The sequence below is a fragment of the Roseateles sp. genome (assembly GCF_965262435.1).
Classification (GTDB): domain Bacteria; phylum Pseudomonadota; class Gammaproteobacteria; order Burkholderiales; family Burkholderiaceae_C; genus Paucibacter_A.
The window spans coordinates 49,733-69,772 of the sequence record NZ_OZ253537.1 but is presented as its reverse complement, the minus strand read 5'-3'; the positions used below and the strand labels follow the sequence as shown (position 1 = coordinate 69,772).

Genomic DNA, 20,040 nt, shown 5'->3' with positions numbered 1-20,040 from the left:
GTGAGCCTGGACCTGCTGGCCCCCGTGGATCCCGGCTGGCAGCCGGTGCTCGATGCCTGGGCGGCCAGCGCCGAGGGCCAACGCCTGCTGGCTTTTTTGCAGCGCCGCCGCGAGGCTGGCGCGCTGATTTATCCGCCCGAGCCGCTGCGTGCCCTGCGCCTCACCCCGCTGGCCGAGACCCGTGTGCTCATCCTCGGTCAGGACCCGTACCACGGGCCGGGGCAGGCCGAGGGCCTGGCCTTCTCGGTGCCCGAGGGCATCACGCCGCCGCCCAGCCTGCGCAATTTGTTCAAGGAGCTGCAGCGCGACCTGGGCCAGCAGCCGCCCATGTCGCCGCATCTGGGGGCCTGGGCACGGTGCGGCGTGTTGCTGCTCAACAGCTGTTTCACCGTGGAGGACGGCGCACCCGCCTGCCACGCCAAACAGGGCTGGGAAGCTCTGAGCGACGCCCTGATCGCCGCGGCCGCGCGCGACCCTGCGCCCAAGGTCTTCATGCTCTGGGGCGCGTACGCGCAGGCCAAGGTGCCGCTGATCGCGGCAGCCCAAGGCCCGTGCGCCGTGCCGCACTGCGTGCTGCAAGCCAACCATCCCTCGCCGCTGTCGGCCCTGCGGCCGCCCCAGCCTTTCATCGGCTGCGGCCATTTCAGTGCGGCCTCGGCCTTTTTGGCGCAGCACGGCCGCGCCATGGACTGGTCGCTGGACTGATTTTTTGACGCCGCTGCTCAGGGCTATCCCCGAGTCAGCACGCTCAAAAACGAAAGAGGCGTCAACGACAATCTGTCGTTTCGCCGGTCAATAGGGCCTTGCTCTAAAGACCTCTTCAAGACCTGCTCAAGCTTGACTCAAGATTTGCATGCACTCCGGGCTGCTACCAGTCGCCAGCTTGGTTCTAAATTGGTATGGTGCTGAAGATCAGCGCTGTGCCAATTTGCACCTCTGACGCCCGGTTTGCGCAAAGCTGCAACAAGGGTTCTCCAGCAATTGACGGGTCTTCATTTTTGGTACTAAACTGGTATTAATATGAAAACGGTCATCCTTCGTTCACCGGCCCTCGAGGGCGCCACAGCTTCCGATCTTTCGGCGGCGGTGCTCTACCTGATTGGTGTGGACGGTGGCGGTACCGGCACCCGGGTGCGCTTGAGCGACCGGGCCGGTGTGCTTCTGGGGCAGGGCGAGTCCGGCCCCTCGGCCTTGGGACAAGGCGCCGAGCAAGCCTGGCGTCACATCCAGCAGGCCGTGCAGGCCGCAGCTGCGCAAGCGGACCTGGGTGAGCTGGACCTTTCGCGTTGCGCCATCGGTCTGGGCCTGTCGGGCACGGGCGTGGAGGCGCAGGTCGAGGCCTTCTCTGCCCTGCAGCCCGGCTATGCCCTGGTGGCCTTGGACAACGACGGTTTCACGACCTTGCTGGGCGCCCATGGCGGCGAGCCCGGCGCGGTGGTCGCGGCCGGTACCGGCACCGTCGGTGAAGGCCTGCGCCGCAATGGCGAGCGCGCCTACATCAGCGGCTGGGGCTGGGTTTGCGGTGATGAAGGCAGCGGTGCCTGGTTGGGTCTGAAGGCCATGCGCCACGCCCAGCAGGCCTTGGACGGCCGCGCCGAGCCTGGTGCGCTGGCCCGTGCCGTCTGGGCCGTGGCCGGTCAGGATCGAGCCACCATCCTGGCCTGGTGCGCTGCCGCCGGCCAGCATGGTTATGCCAGCCTGGCCCCGCTGGTCTTTGATCACGCCCCGAACGATCCGGTGGCGGCTGGCTTTGTTGCCGACGCCGTGAGCGAGCTGGAACGCCTCGCCCACGCCCTGGATCCTCAATCTGAACTGCCTCTGGCGCTGTGCGGCAGCATCGCTGTGCGTTTGAGCTCTGAATTCTCAGGCACCATTCGTGCCCGCTGCGTGTCACCTCGAGGTGACTCGGCCGAGGGTGCGCTGCACCTGGTGCGCAGCGCACTGCAACGCTGAGGATTTCGTGATGAGCATCGCATTTCAATTCAAGCCCGATCCGGACGCCGCTTCGCCGCTGTACATGCAGCTGGCCCACAAGCTGGCGCAGGCCATCCGCGAAGGGGTCTACCACGCCGACGAGGCGCTGCCCTCGGAGCGGGTGCTGTCGGAGTCGCTGGACCTGTCGCGCGTGACCGCGCGCAAGGCCATCGACCGCCTGGTGGAACAAGGCCTGATCATCCGCAAGCGCGGCTCGGGCAACTACATCGCGCCCAAGCTGGAGCAGCCGCTCTCGCGCCTGACCAGCTTCTCGGAAGAGCTGCAACAACGTGGCTTCAAGCCCAGCTCGCGCTGGCTGACCCGCAGCTTCACGCCGGCCGCACCGGATGAGCAGCTGAGCCTGGGCCTGTCCACCGGCGAGCGCGTGGCGCGCCTGGAGCGCTTGCGCTTGGCCGACACCGTGGTCATGGCCTATGAGGTCAGCGTGCTGCCCGAGACGGTCTTGCCGGACCCGGCCGCGGTGCAAGCTTCTTTGTATGAACACCTGGCCAAGCTCGGCGGCGCCCCGGTGCGCGCGCTGCAGCACATCCGTGCCATCAATGCCGACACCAAGCTCGCCAGCCTGCTGGAAGTGCCGGTGGGGCAGGCCGTCTTGTTCATCACCCGTGTGGGCTATCTGGAATCGGGTCATGCCGTCGAGCTGACGCATTCCTATTGCCGCAGCGATTACTACGACTTTGTCGCCGAGATGCGGCGCGAGGGATAGGCGAAGGATGACCCCAGTACAGCACATCGACGCAGACATCCTCACGCCGCAAGGCTTTGTACGGGGTCGACTGGAATACGCGGAAGGGCGCGTGAGCGCCATCCACGGCATCCCGGTCACAGAAAGCCAGGTCCGGCACGATGCCGGTGCGCGCAAGATCGTGCTGCCGGGCTTCATCGATGTGCATGTGCACGGCGGTGGCGGCCATGACACCATGGAAGGCGGCAACGCCGCCGGTGAAATCGCGCGTTTGCATGTGCGCCACGGCACCACCTCCATGCTGGCCACCACCATGACGGCGCCGCTGGACGAGATCCGCTCGGCGCTCAGCGCCCTCGGCCCGTTTTGCGCTCAGCGCGCGCCGGGCTCGGCCCGCCTGCTCGGCGTGCATCTGGAAGGCCCCTACATCAACCCCGGCAAGCTCGGCGCCCAGCCCGACTTTGCCAAGCCCGCGACCCTGGCCGAGATCCATGCCCTGCATGCGCTGGCGCCGATCCGTTTGATCACGCTGGCGCCGGAACTGCCCGGCACGCTGGAGCTGATCAGCGAGCTGCGTGCTGAAGGCTTCCAGGTGCAGATCGGCCACACGGCCGGCACTTACGAAGACGGCGTGCAGGCCCTGGCCCATGGCGCCGGTGGCTTTACCCATTTGTTCAATGCCATGTCCGGCCTGCACCACCGCGAGCCCGGCATGGTGGGCGCAGCCTTGGCTCACGCGAAATACGCCGAGATCATTCCCGACCTGCTGCATGTGCACCCCGGTGCCATCCGCGTGGCCATGCGCTCGATCCCGTGCATGTTCTGCGTCACCGATTCCACGGCCGCGGCCGGCATGCCCGATGGCGAATACAGCTTGGGCCGCCACCGCGTGACCAAGTGCATGGGCGGCGTGCGCCTGCCCGACGGCACGCTGGCCGGCAGCACCCTGACCATGGATCAGGCCTTGCGCAACTTGGTCGGCCTGGGCTTGGAGATTGAAGACGCCTCGCGGCGCGTGTCGACCTACGCGGCCGACTACATGGGTTTGGAAGATCGCGGTCGCCTGCAGCCTGGTGCTTGGGCGGATTTTGTTGTACTGGACCGTGATTTGCAGTTGCAAGGCGTGGTCGTTGAAGGAGAAGAAATTGACCTCGCCTGAGTTGGTGCATGCCTCGCGCATGTTGCAAGAAGCCCTGAGTGCCCCCGCCGCTGTCGCGAACCAGCTGGCCCATGACCAGAACGCCTATGCCGAGCTCGGCGAGGCCCTGCGCGAGCAGCCGCCCACGGCCCTGCTGACCGTGGCCCGTGGCAGCTCGGACCACGCCGCCCACTACATGGCCTATCTGATGATGGCGCGCATGGGCCGCCTGGTGACCTCGCTGCCGATGTCGCTGATCACCCTGTACCAGAGCAAGATCGTCTGCGATGGCCTGGTCTCGCTGGCTTTTTCGCAGTCGGGCCAAAGCCCTGATCTGGTCGCGCCGACGAAATTCTTCCGTGAAGGCGGTGCCCGCACCGTGGCCTTCGTCAACGCCGAGAGCTCGCCTCTGGCCGATGCCGCGCAGTTCGTGTTCCCGCTGCGTTCGGGCCCCGAGCTGAGCGTGGCCGCCACCAAGAGCTATATCGCCCAGCTGGTGGCCGGCGCTCGCGTGGTGGCCGCCTGGAGCGGTGATGAAGACCTGCAGGCTGCTCTGCAGCAGCTGCCCTCGGCCCTGGAGGAGGCCACCAAGCAGCGCTGGGATGTGGCCGTCGAGGTGCTCAAGGACGCGGACAAGCTCTTCGTCATCGGCCGTGGCACGGGTCTGCCCATCGCTATGGAAGCGGCGCTGAAGTTCAAGGAGACCTGTGGCATCCAGGCCGAAGCCTTCTCGGGCGCCGAGGTCAAGCACGGCCCCATGGCCCTGGTGGATGAGGGCTACCCCATGCTGGTGTTCGCGCCGCGTGGCCCGGCCCAGGCCGGCTTGATCGCCCTGGCCGAGGAAATGCGCGGCCGTGGTGCCCGTGTGCTGCTGGCCGCACCGGCCGGCACGCCCGGCGCCGAGCTGCCCCTGGCCTGCACCGGCAATGAAGACCTGGACCCGATCGCCGTGGTGCAGAGCTTCTACCCCATGGTGGAAGCCCTGGCCCGCGCCCGCGGCCGCAACCCGGATGCGCCGCCGCATCTGGCCAAGGTCACCAAGACGAACTGATCGGGGCCGGCTGTCATGACTGCTTTTCATCCCGGCCAGCTGGTGATGGTCGACATCCAGGGCAAGTCCCTGGACGCGGCCACCGCCGAGTTCCTGCGCGCCAACCAGGTGCGCGCCGTCTGCCTGTTCCGCAAGAACCTGGGCACCGAAGCCGAAGTGCGCCAACTGACCCGCGATCTGCGCGAGGTGATGGGCCCCGGCGCCCTGATCGGCCTCGACCAGGAAGGCGGTTCGGTGGTGCGCGCCACCTTCCTGCCGCAAGCGCCTTCGGCCATGGCTCTGGGCGCGGCCGATGATGCGGCCCTGGCCGAGAAGGTCGGCGCCGCGGTCGCCCGCGGCCTGGCCTCGATCGGTGTGAACTGGAACTTCGCGCCGGTGCTGGACATCAACAACAACCCGGCCAACCCGGTGATCGCCGAGCGCAGCTTCTCGGAAGATGCCGATGATGTGACCCGTTTGGCCGGTGCCTGGATGGCCGGCTCGCTGCGAGAAGGCGTGGCCTGCTGCGTCAAGCATTTCCCCGGCCACGGCGACACCCATGTGGACTCGCACCTGGCTCTGCCGACGGTGGACAAGAGCCGTGCTGAGCTGGACGCGCTGGAGCTGCGCCCCTTCAAGGCCATGTGCCACAAGCCCAGCGATGCCGCCCCGGCCGTGATGACCGCCCACATCGTCTACCCGCAGATCGACCCCGATCACCCGGCCACCTTGTCGACCAAGATCCTGGGCGACATCCTGCGCCGCGAATGGGGCTATGACGGGGTGGTCATCACCGACGCGCTGATGATGAAGGCCATCTTCGAGCGCTACGGCTACGCCCGCGCCGCCGTGATGGCCATCCAGGCCGGCGCCGACATGATCCTGGCCCAGGGCGACCTGGAAGAGCAAGGCAGGTCCATCCAAGCCTTGAAAGACGCCTTCGAGCGCGGCGAGCTGACGCTGGAGCAGGGCCGCATCGCCGCAGCCCGCCTGGACAAGCTGGCCGCCGCCTACCCGGTGCGCCACGACGACTACCAGGGCGAGCCGCGCGCTGCCGATGACCGCCTGATGCGCCAGGCCTGGGCTGCCGGCCTGACGGCCCTGCGCGGCGCCACGCCGCCGGCCCGCGATGCGGCGCTGCGCGTGTTCGTGCAGCCCGAGGTGCCGACCGATGGCGTCTCGGAAGCCGGCCCCTCGGGTGCGCAAATCGTCGAGCTGTTCCGCGCCTTCCCGAATGCCCAGATCGAATTCGTCGATGACATCCTGGCCTTGGACTGGGCCACGGTACCGCAGGACGGACGCCTGAATACCGTCGCCTCGACCCACCGCATGCGCTACGGCCAGAACGCCCGCGCCTGGACGCCCGATCTGCACTTGGTGCTCTGGAATCCCTTCCAGGCCCTGGATGTGCCGGGTCCGACCGTGGTGAGCTGGGGTTATGCCGATGGCGCTCTGGCCGGCCTGCAGGCATGGTTGCAGGGCGAGCATGTGGCTGCTGCGCAGTCGCCTGTGCGTCTGGATGCCTGAGCCCGGCGCGCCTTGTCAGCCTGAGAACAACACACGAGGAGACCGGCCATGAGCCAAGAATCGTCAGCCGCGGCAGGGCGTTCCCCGATCCGATGGATTCCCAGCCTGTACTTTGTGCAGGGCATGCAGTTCTTTGTCGTCATGCTGATTGCCGGCCTGATGTTCAAGAACATGGGCGTGGCCAATGACCAGATCGCCCGCTGGACCGGCTTGCTGGGACTGGCCTGGGCGATCAAGCCCTTGTGGAGCCCGTTCCTGGAATTGGCACGCAGCAAGAAGCTGATCGTCGTGGCCATGCAGTTCACCGGTGCCGCTGGACTCGGCCTGATGGCACTGGCCCTGCAGTTGCCGATGTGGTTTGCAGCCTCCATCGGCGTGCTCTTCGTGCTGGCTTACGCTTCGGCCACCCACGACATCGCCTGCGATGGGCTCTATATGGCTGCGCTCGATGCCAAGTCGCAGGCCGCTTACGCGGGATGGCAGGGCGCCTTCTTCAATGCCTCCAAGTTTCTGACCTTGGGCGGCTTGTTGGTTCTGGCCGGGCATCTGGAAACCCGCTACGGCGTGTTCAACGCCTGGTCCATCATCTTTGTCTTGCTGGCGGTGTTGCTGGCGCTGCTGGCCGCTTACAACGCCTATGCCTTGCCCGGCACCTTGAACACCGAGACGGCCGACATCAGTGCCGCGGGTGTGGCGCGCACCTTGCGCGAGGTGATCGGCGACTTTCTGCGCAAGCCGGGCATCTGGTTGGCGATTTTGTTCATCGTGCTGTTCCGCTTTGCCGAGGGGCAGGTGCAGACCATCGGCCCCTTGTTCCTGATCGAGGCGCGTGACAAGGGCGGCTTGGGGCTGAGCACCGAACAGGTGGGCGGCGTCTATGGCACGGTGGGGACGGCGGCTTTTCTGGTCGGCTCCATCCTGGGTGGCTACTTCACGTCTTGGCTGAGTCTCAAGCGCGCCATGCCAGTGCTGATTTTGATGATGGCCGTGCCCAATGTGACCTTCTACTACCTCAGCGTGAGCCTGCCGCAGGACATGTTTCACATCAGCGCGGCCGTGGCCGTGGAGATGTTCGGTTACGGCTTCGGCTTTGTCGGCATGATTCTCTACATCATGCAGGCGGTCGCGCCGGGCAAGTTCCAGACCGCGCATTACGCGCTCGGCTCTGGCGTCATGCAACTCGGTTTCATTTTTTCCAAGACCATCAGCGGCGATATCCAGGTGGCCATGGGCTACCAGAGCTTTTTCCTTTGGACGATTGCTTGTGGTGTACCGGCCTTGGTTCTGATGTTCTTCGTGAAGATCCCGGGCGCACAAGCGGCAGAGGCTGCTCCGGCGGCTGGTGATGCCGCTCCAGCTGCGAGCCGCTGAGGCCATGCGAGGTTTCTTTTTGAGCCTGGCCGCTGCTGCGGCAAGTTTGCTGGCGGTTCAGACTCATGCCGCCCTACCTGCGCCTGGCGGCCTTTTCTTCGATGACTTCAGCTACCGCGAGCTGAGCGGTCTTTGGGCCCAGGGCTGGACGCCACGCAGCAAGGCCGGCCATCCCGGCGTGACGGGTGCGCGCTGGAGCGCCGAGCAGCTGAGCCTGGTTGATGATCCGCAGCAAGCCGGTAACCGCCTGCTGCGTCTGGCCGCACACACCGACGGCAATGGCGCCGGCACGGCGCAGGCCCAGATCTGCCACCAGCGCAAGTATTTGGAAGGCACGTATGCGGCCCGCTTGCGCTTCAGCGATGTGCCCGTGCGCGGCGTTGACGGCGACCCGGTGATCCAGACCTTTTATGTGGTCGCACCGCTGCGCCATGATTTCGATCCCGAGTTCAGTGAGATCGATTGGGAATACCTGCCCAACGGTGGTTGGGGCAGCGAGAAGACGCGGCTCTACGGCATCGCCTGGCAGACCGTGCAGCTCGAACCCTGGAAGAGCTACAACCAGTCGCACGAGGAATTCACGAACCTGAATGGCTGGCACCAGCTCTTGATGCAGGTCTCGGGCGGCCAGGTCAAGCTCTTCCTCGATGGCCGGCAGCTGGCGACCCATGGCGGTCGCAACTACCCGGTCTCGCTGATGTCTATCAACTTCAACCTCTGGTTCTCGCCCGGCGGTCTGCTGCCGGCCAGCGGCCAGGCGCGGGCCTACGAGCAGGATGTGGACTGGGTCTTTCACGCCCGCAACAAGGTGCTGAGCCCGGCCGAGGTGGACGCTGAAGTGAAGCGTTTGCGCGCCGGTGGCGTGGCCCAGTTGGACACGGTGCCGGCGGCCGAGCCGGCCTTGAGCAGCCTGTGTGATTTTTGAATCCGGTCGCCTTGACCGTTCGCCCACGCCGGCTGGGTCGAGTGACTCTGTGTTCTTGTTTGTATGCGATGGGAAGGGCGGACCGAGATGAGCGCTAGCCAACGGTTTGCGTCGGTGGATGCTTTGCGAGGCCTGGCGGTGGCGGCCATGCTGCTGGTCAACAACCCCGGCGATTGGGGTCATGTTTACGCGCCCTTGGAGCATTCGGCCTGGCACGGCTGCACGCCCACCGACCTGATCTTCCCCTTCTTCCTCTTCATCGTCGGCGTCTCGCTGGCCCTGGCCCTGGGACCGCGGGTTGATGCGCAGGCGCCGATCGCGCCCTTGCGCCGCACGGTCTTGATCCGCGCGGCACGCATCCTGGCCCTGGGTCTGGTGCTGCACCTGCTGGCCTGGTGGCTGATGGGCAAGCCCGAGTTGCGCATTCCCGGCGTGTTGCAGCGCATTGCCATCTGCTTTGGCGTGACGGGCCTGGTCGTCCTGCAACTGCGTCGTCAGGCCTCGCAATGGGGTTTGCTGGCAGCGCTGCTCTTGGGCTACGGCGCCTTGCTGGCTTGGGGCGGCAGCCTCGACAAAGTGGGAAACATCGCGTCGCGCTGGGATGCCGCCTTGTTCGGTCGCTTCGGCTATGAGTGGAACGCCGCCACCGGCTTGGGCCACGATCCGGAAGGCTTGGTCAGCACCCTCGGCGCGCTGGCCACCAGTCTGCTGGGTCTGCAAGCGGGTCAATACCTCCGCCGCGCCCAGCAGCCAAGCTTGTGGCTGTTGGGTCTGGGCAGTGCCTGCCTGGGCCTGTTGGTGGCTGAGTTCCAGCCGCTCAACAAGCAACTCTGGACCCCGAGCTTCGTGCTCTGGACCGGCGGCCTTGGCGCCTTGGCCTTGGCCCTGGCTCACCGCCTGATCGACCAAGCCGGCTGGCCGGCCCTGGGCCGCAGTTTCGGTGTCAACGCCATCGCCGCATACGCCGGCGCCTGGATGTGCACGGTGTTGCTCGAAGGTTTCGGCTTGATGGCCTCGCTCTACGCCGGCGCCTTCGGCTGGATCGGCCGTCTGGCCGGGCCGTTCAACGCCTCACTGGCGTTTGCGCTGGCATTCGTGGCGGTGTGGTCGCTGATCGTGAAGCTGATGGATCGGCGTGGGATTTACATCAAGGTGTGAGGCCTGATGCATTGACCTTGCCCGATGTGGTGGCGGGGTCGGCCTGGGCCTCTTTTAAGCGGGCCGAAGTGGGCGTCACATCTCGCGCCAATCTGAGGCCGAAGAAAACAAAGCGGGCTTCGGGCGAGTCCGAGTTGCGGTGATGTGGGCGCAACAGCTTGTGTTCGTTGAACCATGAACCGCCGCGCAGCACGCGCTTGGTCGTTTCGCTGTGACTCCGACGGGCTTGGCCGTCGGTGTGCGCACCTAGGTAGTTCTCGTGGAACGCATCTTCTACCCATTCCCAGACATTGCCTTGCATATCGTGCAAGCCAAATCGATTGGGCGCTTTCTGACCGACCGGGTGGACATGACCTTTGCTGTTTTTGCTGTACCAGGCGTTTTGCTGCAGTTGCTCCACCTCTTCTTCAGGATCTGTGGACAGCGTTGTGCCGGCCCGGGCGGCGTATTCCCATTCCGCTTCGCTGGGCAGTCGGTAGTTCAAGCCCGTGAGTTGGTTTAGGCGATGGATGAAAGTTTGGGCTTCATTCCAGTTGATCCTCTCGACCGGGCAGCGCTCTCCACAAGCTGTATTGGCGCTGGGGTTGCTGCCCATGATGGCCATCCACTCCCCCTGGGTCACTTCGTACTTGCCTAGCAAGAAACTTGAGATCGCGACCTGGTGTATCGGCTGTTCTGTGAGTTGGCTGCTGCTTCCCATGCTGAAGCTTCCCGCTGGAATCAACACCATCGCCGGGCAGATCGCGCAGTCTTTGCGCTCTTGGATGTGCCTGCCGTTCACGGTGTCGGCAGCTTGGGCGGCCGCTGAGGCGGGGGCTCCGAGCAGCTGCCGCGCTTTGGCTTCCACCTGGGCGCTGAGTTCTGGAGGCGTTGCCAATGCTGGGGCCGAACTCGGCCTGTTGCCGCCCCGTTGGGCAGCAGCCAATGCGGCTCGCGCCTGCAGTTTGGCGAGCAAGCACTCGCTCAGGACATTGACGCGAGCATCCGAATTGAGGTCTTCTTCAATGGCGGGATATTTGATACCGGGAATGGTCGAACAACTTGTCGAACCCGGCATGCTCCCTGAAGTGCAATTGAGTCGGTCTGGCAATGAAATCGCGGGCACGACCACTCTGATATTCGGCTTCACCGTCGCAAGGCTGAGCTTCTTACAGGAGTCGATATCTTGCTGGTTGAAGTCTGGCAGACCGTCTGTGGAGCTCGGCAGGCTTATACATCCGGCCATCAATCCGCCCAATACTAGCAGGGCTGCCCGGTTTGCAAATCTCATGGATCGCCTCGAATGTTCGACATCTAGGTTGAAGAAGGGATTCCATGACTGCTGGAGCTCGGGCATGATGATAAATGGGTCTGTTCTGCAGGGCGTAGAGCATTTTTCCGGGAATAGTTACAAGTGCCCTTCTTTCCGCACCTCAGCGTCCAAGTTCAGGCCGCCACCGCTGAGGATTACTCCGATGTTCAGTATTGAAATGTCGCGACGAGGAATACCGGGATCTTGGGGTCACACTCAGTCGGGCGGCAAACATCAATTGATAGGTTGATTTGAGAATGCGCATCAAAAGAATTGCAATCCTTGGTGGCGGCACGGCCGGATGGTTGGCTGCCAATCATTTGGCTGTTGAGTTGAGAGCGGAACAGGACATCTCGATCACAGTGATCGAGTCAGCCGAAATTGGGATTATTGGGGTCGGTGAGGGCACAGTGCCGCACATCCGCAAGTCCTTGATGAAGTTCGGCATCTCAGAGGCAGAGCTTCTGGCTGAATGTGATGCGACCTTCAAGGTGGGCATCAAGTTCACCGATTGGCTGGCCCCGGGCCAAAATCAGGCCGCCAATTCTTACTACCATCCGTTCTCCTCGCCGTACCCCGGCGGGCTTGATGTGACGGCCATGTATTTGCAGAACGCAGCTGACATGGAGTTTTCATCGCTGACGGAAGTGACCGCCTTGGCGGATGCCATGAAGGCACCGAAGAAAATCTCTTCGGCTCCGTTTGAGGCACCGATCAATTATGCGTATCACTTCAATGCCTTGAAGTTCGGGCAGCTACTCGCAAGAAATGCCACGGAACGTCTCGGTGTGCATCGCAAACAGGCGACCGTGGTCGATGCCGTCTTGAGTTCAAGCGGCGATGTTGATTATTTGTTGACCAAGGAAGGTGAGCAGTTGCAGTTTGACTTCTTCGTTGACTGCACGGGATTCAATTCTTTGCTGCTCGGCGGTTTGTACAAGGTCCCCTTTGTCGACAAGTCTTCGCAGATATTGACGGATACAGCCTTGACCGTTCAGGTTCCGACTGAGCTACATTGCGAAATTCCGCCGTATACCTTGGCCAAAGCGCATACGGCAGGTTGGCTTTGGGATATTCCATTGACCAACCGTCGCGGTGTTGGCTTCGTCTACGCGAGCTCGCTCATGCCAGAAGAGCAGGCGTTGGAAGGCTTGGCGGCGCATCTCGGACAGTGCCCCGAGCAGTTGTCGCCCCGAAAGATCGGCATGCGGATTGGCTACCGGGAAAAGTTCTGGCACCAAAATGTGGTTGCACTTGGCTTGGCTCAGGGTTTTGTAGAGCCGCTTGAGGCGACTTCGATCTTTGTCACGGATCTTGCTGCAGAACTGTTCGCGAGGAATTTCTCCCCCGAAAAAGAAACCATGTCGGCTGCGGCAGCGTACTGCAATCAGGTGGTCGCCTACACCTGGGAGCGGGTCATGGACTTTGTGCAATTGCATTACTGTATTTCTGACCGCCGCGACTCCGAATTTTGGCGTTTGAATACCGAAGAGGCGAAGATATCCGAGGTTCTCGCGCAGCGTTTGGCCATGTGGCGTGTGAATCCGCCGAAGAAGTCGGATTTCTTCAGTCGATTCGACCTCTTTGATGTCGAGAATTTCCTTTTTGTTTTGTATGGCATGAAGTATCCGACAAAGGCGCGCGCGATGACTGCCAACGAGGTTCAGGCCTACGCTCAAGAGCTTAATCAGGTCAAGGGTTTGGAAAAGGCCTTGTCCGGCGAGTTGATTGGTCACCGCGAATGGTTGACCGGCTTTTTGGCTGCATATCGAGAAATGCAGCGAAAATGAGCTGGCTGAAGCCATTGGCGACAATCGCTAGGCTTGTGCATGGCCAGAATTTGCGGCCCTTGATACCGGCCTTGATGTAGAAAGAATGAATATGACTATTGCGATTCGCATGCCACCTGACGTGCAGTCGGTCCAGATCGGTGAGCAGGCGGTGGTGTTCATCGATGATTTCTTGACCGAGCCGACGGAGATGGTGGAAGCGGCGTGTCAAAGCCAGTTCTCGCCGTGCCCGGGTTATGAGCAAGGCAAGGGCTACCCTGGTTTGCGTGCTACGGCGCCTTCTGAGTACTCGCTGCGGCTGGTGGAGCTGCTGGAGCCTTTGATCAAGATTAACTTTCAGGTTCCTGAGCAGTTGGACTTGAACAAAAGTGCTTGTGAGTTCTCGTTGACCACGGTAGCGCCGGATCGCTTGGGCGTGATGCAGCGAACACCTCATTTCGATTCGAGTTCGCCCTACCATATGGCTGTGTTGTTGTATCTCTGTGGCCCCGAGCATGGAGGCACAGGTTTTTATCGGCACAAGGCGACTGGTTTTCAGCGGATCACCTCTGAGAATTTGCAGACATATTCTGATGTTTATAGTGATGAATTGCACCGGGCACCGCCCAAGCCGCGGTATTTTGATGACTCCGACGATCATTTCCAGTTCTTAGGAATGATGCCTGCGCGGTTCAATCGTTTGGTGGTCTACCCCGGGAGCTTGCTGCACAGCGCTTGTATCAATCCTGGCATCGGTGTGTGTGCAGACCCAAGGCGAGGTCGTTTGACGGTCAATACCTTCTTCGATTCTTGATGTTTGGTTTGCTCAAGAAAAAAGCCCGGCATCTGCCGGGCTTTTGCTTGGTGAGGCGCTGGTTCGATCAGAACTTGGCGCTGACGCCGAGGCGGTAGGTGGTTTCACCCATGAACGACCAGGCGGGGTAGCCTTCCTTCAGAGATGCGCGCAAGGAGGTTTTGGCACCGGCGGCACCGTACTGGATGTCGTCGCTCTTCAGCAGGTTGGTGGCGTCGAAGCTCACGCGGATCTTGTCGGTTACGTTCCAGCCCAGGCTCAGATCCAGCGAACCGAAGGCGTCATGCATGCGGTTGCTGTAGTAGCCGGTCTCGCGCACCATGTACTTCGAGCGCCAGTTGTAGGCCAGGCGAGCAGAGTAGGTGGAAGACTCCCAGTAGCCGACCAAGTTGGCGTTGTGCTTGGACGAGAGCGTGAAGACGTTCAGCTCGTCTTGGTAGCTCTTGCCAGGCGCGGTGGCGTCGGTGAAGGTGTAGTTGACCGATGTACCGAAACCATTGCCGAAGCCGTGGTTGATCTGGGCTTCGAAGCCGGTGATCTTACCGCCACCAGCATTCTTGTAGGTGTTGATCGTCCAGTTGTCCTTGCCGGTGTCTGGGCTGATCAAACCGATCTGCTGATTCAGCAGGGTGTCGGTGGTGATGAAGTTGTTGACCTTCTTGTAGAAGAAAGTCACAGCAGCCAGATTGCCGCGGCCGTAGTAGTACTCAAGGCCCAAGTCCAGTTGGTTCGACTTCATCGGCTTGAGGCCCACTTTGCCGAAGGTCACGGTCTCGTTGCCCGGCAAGGTGTCTTGCCAGCCTGCAGTGGAACCGCCAATGAACATATTGTCGTAGTTCGGACGGGTGATCGCCGACGAGGCAGCGAAGCGCAGCTTCGTTTCCTTGTTCAGGTCATACACCACATTCAAACTGGGCAGCCAGTCGCTGTAAGTCGCGTCGGCATTTTTCTTGGTGGTGCTCCAGCCGCGGTTCGCTTCGACGACGTTGGTCATGTCAGACTTGCCGTCAAAGAAGTAGGACGAGGCGGTGGCCTTGGTGCGGATGTAACGCAGACCAAAGTTGCCATGCCATTGGTCCTGATCGAAGTCGAACATGCCGTACAAGGCGGTGTTTTTCTCCTCCAGTTCGCCGAAGCCGCCGCGTGACTCCACCCAGCCCTTGACGTTGGAGTTGGCCAAGTCAAACATGGCGGACAGATTGGGCTTGGGCACGTTCCAGCCTGCGGTGCCGACCGGCATCGAGCCGTCGAACAGGCTTGCTGTCGAAGCGGTCAAACCAGGCGTGACAAAAGTCGGGCGGAACTCGGTCTTGCTGAAGGTGTGCTTGGTGGTCCGGGCACCCGTCTTGAACGAAGTGAGCGCACCCCATTCGAGGTCGATGGTGGCGTCAACTTGAGCGAAGGTTTCCTTGTCCTTGTTGGGGCCGCGAGCGGTTGCCCAGGACTCGGGGCCCGAGGTTGCCGGCAGTTGGTTGAGGCCGACATTCATGTCCTTGCTCGGGGTCATCACGATCTGCTTGCCGGTGGCGTCGGTCGTGCCTTCCCACTTCGGCAGCAGGGGAGCATTGCCCCAGCCGACATAGCTGTAGTTGCTGGTCAGCGAGGTGCCGCCGTCGGCCTTGGTGGTGCCTGCAACGGCCTCCAGCTTGAACTTGTCACCCTTCATGGAGCCATTCAGCACCAGGCTGTCCGAGCTCATGGTGGCGTCACGCGCCCAGGTTTGCATGAAGGTGCTCGACGCGTTCGATGCATCCAGCTTGGTCTTCAAGCAGAGCAGGCCGGCTGTGGGGTTGGCCAGCGTACAAGCCTTGGTGTCGGCGTAGTCCTTGCCCGGATCTTGCAAGGTGAAGGCGTAGTGCGTGGTGTTTCCTGCAGGAGCTTTGTACTCCAGGCGGGTGTAGTTCAGGCCCAACTCCATGCCAGCTGCAGGCCGCGCCTGCAAGGTGACGTTCACGGCGGAGCGCTGCTTTTCCTGGAAGAAGGTGCCCGGCACCACGTCACCGGACCAGCGGCCATCGGCTTCAATGCCGCGGCGCATGTAGTCGCCCTTTTCCATGGCGCCAGCGACCAGCACGCCGAATTTCTTCTGCGCATCGCGCCAGCTGAACAAAGCCGACGCTTCTTTGTTGAGGTCGGTGCTGACCGTACCTTTGCCCAGTTTGACGCTGGCGAAGCCCGTGTTGGCCGCCATGTCCAGGGGCTTGCGGGTCTTGACGATCACGGTGCCGCCAATGCCGCCTTCGGTCAAATCGGCCTGCGACGTCTTGTACACCTCCATGCCGCCAATCAGTTCAGAAGGCAGCAAGGAATAATTGAACGAGCGATCGATGGCCTTTTGGTCATACCAACCCGTCGACGCCATGGTCTGGCCGTTCAAGGTTGTGTAGGTCATTTGCGGGTCGGTGCCACGGATCGACACCGAGGCGCCCACGCCGAAATCACGGCCCACAGACACGCCAGGAATGCGACCCAGTGCCTGGCCCACGTCGGCGTCCGGCAACTTGCCCACGTCTTCTGCAGAAACTGCGTCGACAACGGCGTTCGAATTCTTCTTGATGTTCACTGCGGTTTGCAGTGAAGCGCGGATACCGGTGACGACAACTTGCTCCAACTGAGCGGTGTCTTGCTTCGCTTCCGTTTGCTGCGCCTGTGCGGCGAGCGAAGCGCCCAGCAGCGTCAGCGTGACTGCCGCGGCGATGGGATTCTTCTTGACCTTCATAACTGCTCCTCGATATTGGCCGGAATGGATGAGTCGGCCTGTTACGACGCGGAACCAGTGCAATGCCAATCTGCAAATTGGCATGTGTCTGGTGCCTCCTATGACGTACGAATGCAACCAATGCCATGCCACTATACGGCCCGGTAGTGCCACTTTGCTACCACTTTTCGGTTCGTGTTTTCCCTGCTGTGGCGATGTTGCCACCATGCTTTTGGCGACTTGTGTTGCTTCTGGAGCTGGGCTCAACCGCGGCAGTCGGAGGTCGCCAAGCCTTGGTATCGGCGGCACTCTTGGTAGCACATTGGTATTGACCGGGGCGGCGGTGAGGGGAGCGCCTGTCAAGGCCGCTGTGTGACAAGTCTGACGATTGATCGAGCCCGGTCTGCCTGGGGTCATTTCTGTGCAATGGCTCGAAAGGCCGGTCTGCCTTTCATCCCGCGTTGCATCAAGCTTGGGTTCCTGTCTGCGTCGGATGGGTCGCCCCGGCGGACCGCGATGGGCCGCATGCATCAAAATCCAGAAAATTTCTTGGCGAGTGAAAAATGCTGTGCTACAGTAGCAGGCTTGCCTCGGAGGGGTGGCCGAGTGGTTAAAGGCAGCAGACTGTAAATCTGCCCGCTTACGCGTACGCTGGTTCGAATCCAGCCTCCTCCACCAAGGCAAAACTTTTCTTGATTCGAGCTGTCGGCTGGTCCGGCAGCTCGATCTCAAGCAAGGTCGCAAGACTCCCGGGCGGGAGTAGTTCAATGGTAGAACCTTAGCCTTCCAAGCTAATGACACGGGTTCGATTCCCGTTTCCCGCTCCAGCGTCGGGTGTGGAGCGGCAAGGTGCAGTATTGTTGTTTGTGTCGTTACCGGTTTGTTGGTTGTCTTGCCTGCAAACCTGTGCCGATGCCCATGTGGCTCAGTGGTAGAGCACTCCCTTGGTAAGGGAGAGGTCACGCGTTCGATCCGCGTCATGGGCACCACCTCTTTTCTTCTTCTAGTCTGATCGAGTCCTTCTCAGGAGCGCAGAAATGGCAAAAAGCAAGTTTGAACGCACCAAGCCGCACGTCAACGTCGGCACCATCGGTCACGTGGACCATGGCAAGACGACCCTGACGGCTGCGATCGCAACCGTGCTGTCGAAGAAGTTCGGCGGCGAGGCCAAGGCCTACGACCAGATCGACGCTGCACCTGAAGAAAAGGCACGCGGCATCACGATCAACACCGCCCACGTTGAGTACGAAACGGCCAACCGCCACTACGCTCACGTTGACTGCCCCGGCCACGCTGACTATGTGAAGAACATGATCACCGGCGCCGCACAGATGGACGGCGCGATCCTGGTGTGCTCGGCCGCTGACGGTCCGATGCCCCAGACCCGCGAGCACATCCTGCTGGCTCGCCAAGTGGGCGTGAAGTACATCATCGTGTTCCTGAATAAGTGCGACATGGTGGATGACGCCGAGCTGCTGGAACTGGTGGAAATGGAAGTGCGCGAGCTGCTGTCCAAGTACGACTTCCCTGGCGACGACACCCCCATCATCAAGGGTTCGGCCAAGCTGGCTCTGGAAGGCGACACGGGCGATCTGGGCGAGCAAGCCATCATGCGCCTGGCCGATGCCCTGGACACCTACATCCCCCAGCCTGAGCGTGCCGTGGACGGCGCCTTCCTGCTGCCGGTGGAAGACGTGTTCTCGATCTCGGGTCGTGGCACCGTGGTGACCGGTCGCGTTGAGCGCGGCATCATCAAGGTCGGCGAAGAAATCGAAATCGTCGGTATCCGCGACGTGCAGAAGACCACCGTGACTGGCGTGGAAATGTTCCGCAAGCTGCTGGACCAAGGTCAAGCTGGCGACAACGTCGGTATCCTGCTGCGCGGCACCAAGCGCGAAGACGTCGAGCGCGGCCAAGTGCTGAGCAAGCCGGGTTCGATCAAGCCGCACACGCACTTCACTGCTGAAGTCTATGTGCTGAGCAAGGAAGAAGGCGGCCGTCACACTCCGTTCTTCAACAACTACCGTCCCCAGTTCTACTTCCGTACGACTGACGTGACCGGTGCTGTTGAGTTGCCCGCGGACAAGGAAATGGTCATGCCTGGCGACAACGTCGGCATCACCGTGAAGCTGATCGCTCCGATCGCCATGGAAACCGGTCTGCGCTTCGCTATCCGCGAAGGTGGCCGTACCGTGGGTTCGGGTGTGGTTGCCACCATCCTCGCTTAAGATTTGTACGGCCACAGGGGCATAGCTCAATTGGCAGAGCGTCGGTCTCCAAAACCGAAGGTTGGGGGTTCGAGACCCTCTGCCCCTGCCAACTACCGTTGATTGCGGAAGTTGGTTTGTTGGTCCAGACATCGGCCCGCGGGAGTGCATCCCGGCGGGCTTTGCTGCTGGTGGGTATTGCCACCGCCAAACCGAAATGCTGAATGCAGAGTCGCAAGCCTCTGCATGGAATTGAATCAATGTCGAATCCTCAAGTCGAAACCGTGACCACCAGCGCCGACAAGGCGAAGCTGGGTGTTGCTGCGCTGCTGCTGGTTGCTGCCTTGGTGGCCTATTACGGTCTTGCCAAGCAAGGCCAGTGGGTTCAGTGGGGCGCTTTGCTGGCGTTGTTGGCGGCAGCTTTGGCGGCGTTCTTCACTTCTGAGACCGGCAAGTCTTTGATCGCCTACGGTCGCGACTCGTCGCGCGAAGTGCGCAAGGTGGTTTGGCCGACGCACAAAGAAGCGCGCCAGATGACCGGCTATGTGTTTGCCTTCGTCGTGGTCATGGCCTTGTTCTTGTGGATCACGGATAAGACGCTGGAATGGGTCATCTATGACCTCATTCTGGGTTGGCGGGGTTGATCGAACGTGAATGGGCGCCTGCGGGCGTCTTTCGCGCTGGAATTGAGCCGCAAGGCAAGCGTTGTAGAGCGTTGAAGGATTGCAATGACTGAAGAACTAGGCCAAGTGGTGACGGAGGCTGCGGCAGCCCCGGTCGGGCTTCCCAAGCGCTGGTATGTTGTGCACGCCTATTCGGGCATGGAAAAAGCCGTCGAACGCAATCTGCGCGAGCGCATTGATCGCGCCGGTATGCAAGACAAGTTCGGCCGCATCCTGGTGCCGACCGAAGAAGTCGTCGAGTTGAAGAACGGCAAGAAGGCCGTGACCGAGCGTCGTTTCTTCCCCGGCTACGTGCTGGTGGAGATGGTCATGGAAGATGACACCTGGCACTTGGTCAAGCACACGTCCAAAGTCACCGGCTTTGTCGGCGGCGCCAAGAACCGCCCGGCGCCCATCTCGGAAGCCGAAGTGATGAAGATCGTCAGCCAGATGCAAGAGGGCGTCGAGAAGCCCCGGCCCAAGGTTGAGTGGATGGTCGGCGAAGTGGTGCGAGTCAAGGAAGGCCCGTTCACCGACTTCAATGGCGCGATCGAGGACGTCAACTACGACAAGTCCAAAGTCCGCGTCTCGGTCACCATCTTCGGCCGCGCCACACCGGTCGAACTGGATTTCTCGCAGGTCGAGAAGGTCTGATCGGCATCATAAGTTCAAGAGCCTGACAGGGCTCGTGCCGCTCGCAAGAGCGGCGCATCCTGTCCGTAGTCAGCCCGCGACGAGACGCGGGCAAGAGGAGCAAGGGTAAAAGGCGT

Annotated in this window: 16 protein-coding genes and 4 tRNA genes; 18 read left to right on the top strand and 2 right to left on the bottom strand. The window is 61.9% G+C overall.

Annotation, left to right across the window (positions count from 1 at the left end):
• The 9 genes from ACQY39_RS00320 to ACQY39_RS00280 all read left to right on the top strand — a co-directional run bounded on the left by ACQY39_RS00320 (position 1) and on the right by ACQY39_RS00280 (position 9,829).
• Positions 1-705 (top strand): uracil-DNA glycosylase, encoded by a 705-nt coding sequence (locus tag ACQY39_RS00320; protein WP_428502929.1) that lies wholly within the window; start codon positions 1-3, stop codon positions 703-705.
• A 315-nt stretch (positions 706-1,020) separates the two neighbouring features.
• Positions 1,021-1,953, top strand: coding sequence for a BadF/BadG/BcrA/BcrD ATPase family protein (locus ACQY39_RS00315; RefSeq protein ID WP_428502928.1), 933 nt, complete (start codon positions 1,021-1,023; stop codon positions 1,951-1,953).
• 10 nt (positions 1,954-1,963) lie between these two features.
• Positions 1,964-2,701 (top strand): GntR family transcriptional regulator, encoded by a 738-nt coding sequence (locus tag ACQY39_RS00310; protein ID WP_263517681.1) that lies wholly within the window; start codon positions 1,964-1,966, stop codon positions 2,699-2,701.
• 7 nt (positions 2,702-2,708) lie between these two features.
• On the top strand, positions 2,709-3,839 hold the full coding sequence (gene nagA / locus ACQY39_RS00305) for an N-acetylglucosamine-6-phosphate deacetylase (protein ID WP_428502927.1): 1,131 nt from the start codon (positions 2,709-2,711) through the stop codon (positions 3,837-3,839).
• A gap of 19 nt (positions 3,840-3,858) precedes the next feature.
• Positions 3,859-4,869, top strand: a complete 1,011-nt coding sequence (locus ACQY39_RS00300; protein WP_428510679.1) for an SIS domain-containing protein — start codon at positions 3,859-3,861, stop codon at positions 4,867-4,869.
• Positions 4,870-4,884: 15 nt separating this feature from the next.
• Entirely contained in the window at positions 4,885-6,375 is a 1,491-nt protein-coding gene (gene nagZ / locus ACQY39_RS00295) for a beta-N-acetylhexosaminidase (protein ID WP_428502926.1), read from the top strand.
• A gap of 48 nt (positions 6,376-6,423) precedes the next feature.
• Complete coding sequence (locus ACQY39_RS00290; RefSeq protein ID WP_428502925.1) at positions 6,424-7,746, top strand: MFS transporter; 1,323 nt, start codon at positions 6,424-6,426, stop codon at positions 7,744-7,746.
• Between the two features lie 4 nt (positions 7,747-7,750).
• Positions 7,751-8,671: a glycoside hydrolase family 16 protein gene (locus tag ACQY39_RS00285; protein WP_428502924.1), complete on the top strand. Its 921-nt coding sequence runs from the start codon at positions 7,751-7,753 to the stop codon at positions 8,669-8,671.
• An 87-nt stretch (positions 8,672-8,758) separates the two neighbouring features.
• Complete coding sequence (locus ACQY39_RS00280; protein WP_428502923.1) at positions 8,759-9,829, top strand: acyltransferase family protein; 1,071 nt, start codon at positions 8,759-8,761, stop codon at positions 9,827-9,829.
• Here ACQY39_RS00280 and ACQY39_RS00275 read toward each other — a convergent pair.
• Complete coding sequence (locus ACQY39_RS00275; RefSeq protein WP_428502922.1) at positions 9,819-11,099, bottom strand: formylglycine-generating enzyme family protein; 1,281 nt, start codon at positions 11,097-11,099, stop codon at positions 9,819-9,821. The two genes, ACQY39_RS00280 and ACQY39_RS00275, sit on opposite strands and share 11 nt — an antisense overlap.
• Before the next feature lie 278 nt (positions 11,100-11,377).
• On the opposite strand from ACQY39_RS00275, the gene ACQY39_RS00270 reads away from it, so the two are divergent.
• Positions 11,378-12,910, top strand: coding sequence for a tryptophan halogenase family protein (locus ACQY39_RS00270; protein WP_428502921.1), 1,533 nt, complete (start codon positions 11,378-11,380; stop codon positions 12,908-12,910).
• A gap of 91 nt (positions 12,911-13,001) precedes the next feature.
• On the top strand, positions 13,002-13,703 hold the full coding sequence (locus ACQY39_RS00265) for a DUF6445 family protein (protein ID WP_428502920.1): 702 nt from the start codon (positions 13,002-13,004) through the stop codon (positions 13,701-13,703).
• A gap of 67 nt (positions 13,704-13,770) precedes the next feature.
• On the opposite strand, the gene ACQY39_RS00260 is transcribed toward ACQY39_RS00265, so the two are convergent.
• Positions 13,771-16,422, bottom strand: coding sequence for a TonB-dependent receptor (locus ACQY39_RS00260; RefSeq protein ID WP_428502919.1), 2,652 nt, complete (start codon positions 16,420-16,422; stop codon positions 13,771-13,773).
• 571 nt (positions 16,423-16,993) lie between these two features.
• Here ACQY39_RS00260 and ACQY39_RS00255 point away from each other — a divergent pair.
• The 7 genes from ACQY39_RS00255 (at position 16,994) to nusG (ending at position 19,924) form a co-directional block, all read left to right on the top strand.
• Positions 16,994-17,079 (top strand) — tRNA-Tyr (locus tag ACQY39_RS00255).
• A 75-nt stretch (positions 17,080-17,154) separates the two neighbouring features.
• Positions 17,155-17,228: transfer RNA gene (locus ACQY39_RS00250), tRNA-Gly, on the top strand.
• 87 nt (positions 17,229-17,315) lie between these two features.
• Positions 17,316-17,390 (top strand) — tRNA-Thr (locus ACQY39_RS00245).
• A 48-nt stretch (positions 17,391-17,438) separates the two neighbouring features.
• Complete coding sequence (gene tuf, locus ACQY39_RS00240; RefSeq protein ID WP_428502918.1) at positions 17,439-18,629, top strand: elongation factor Tu; 1,191 nt, start codon at positions 17,439-17,441, stop codon at positions 18,627-18,629.
• Between the two features lie 15 nt (positions 18,630-18,644).
• A tRNA-Trp gene (locus tag ACQY39_RS00235) sits at positions 18,645-18,720 on the top strand.
• A 148-nt stretch (positions 18,721-18,868) separates the two neighbouring features.
• The gene (secE, locus tag ACQY39_RS00230; protein WP_428510677.1) at positions 18,869-19,252 is read left to right on the top strand and encodes a preprotein translocase subunit SecE; all 384 of its coding nucleotides are present in this window, start codon (positions 18,869-18,871) and stop codon (positions 19,250-19,252) included.
• 84 nt (positions 19,253-19,336) lie between these two features.
• Positions 19,337-19,924, top strand: a complete 588-nt coding sequence (gene nusG, locus ACQY39_RS00225; RefSeq protein ID WP_263520907.1) for a transcription termination/antitermination protein NusG — start codon at positions 19,337-19,339, stop codon at positions 19,922-19,924.
• Positions 19,925-20,040: the final 116 nt, after the last annotated feature.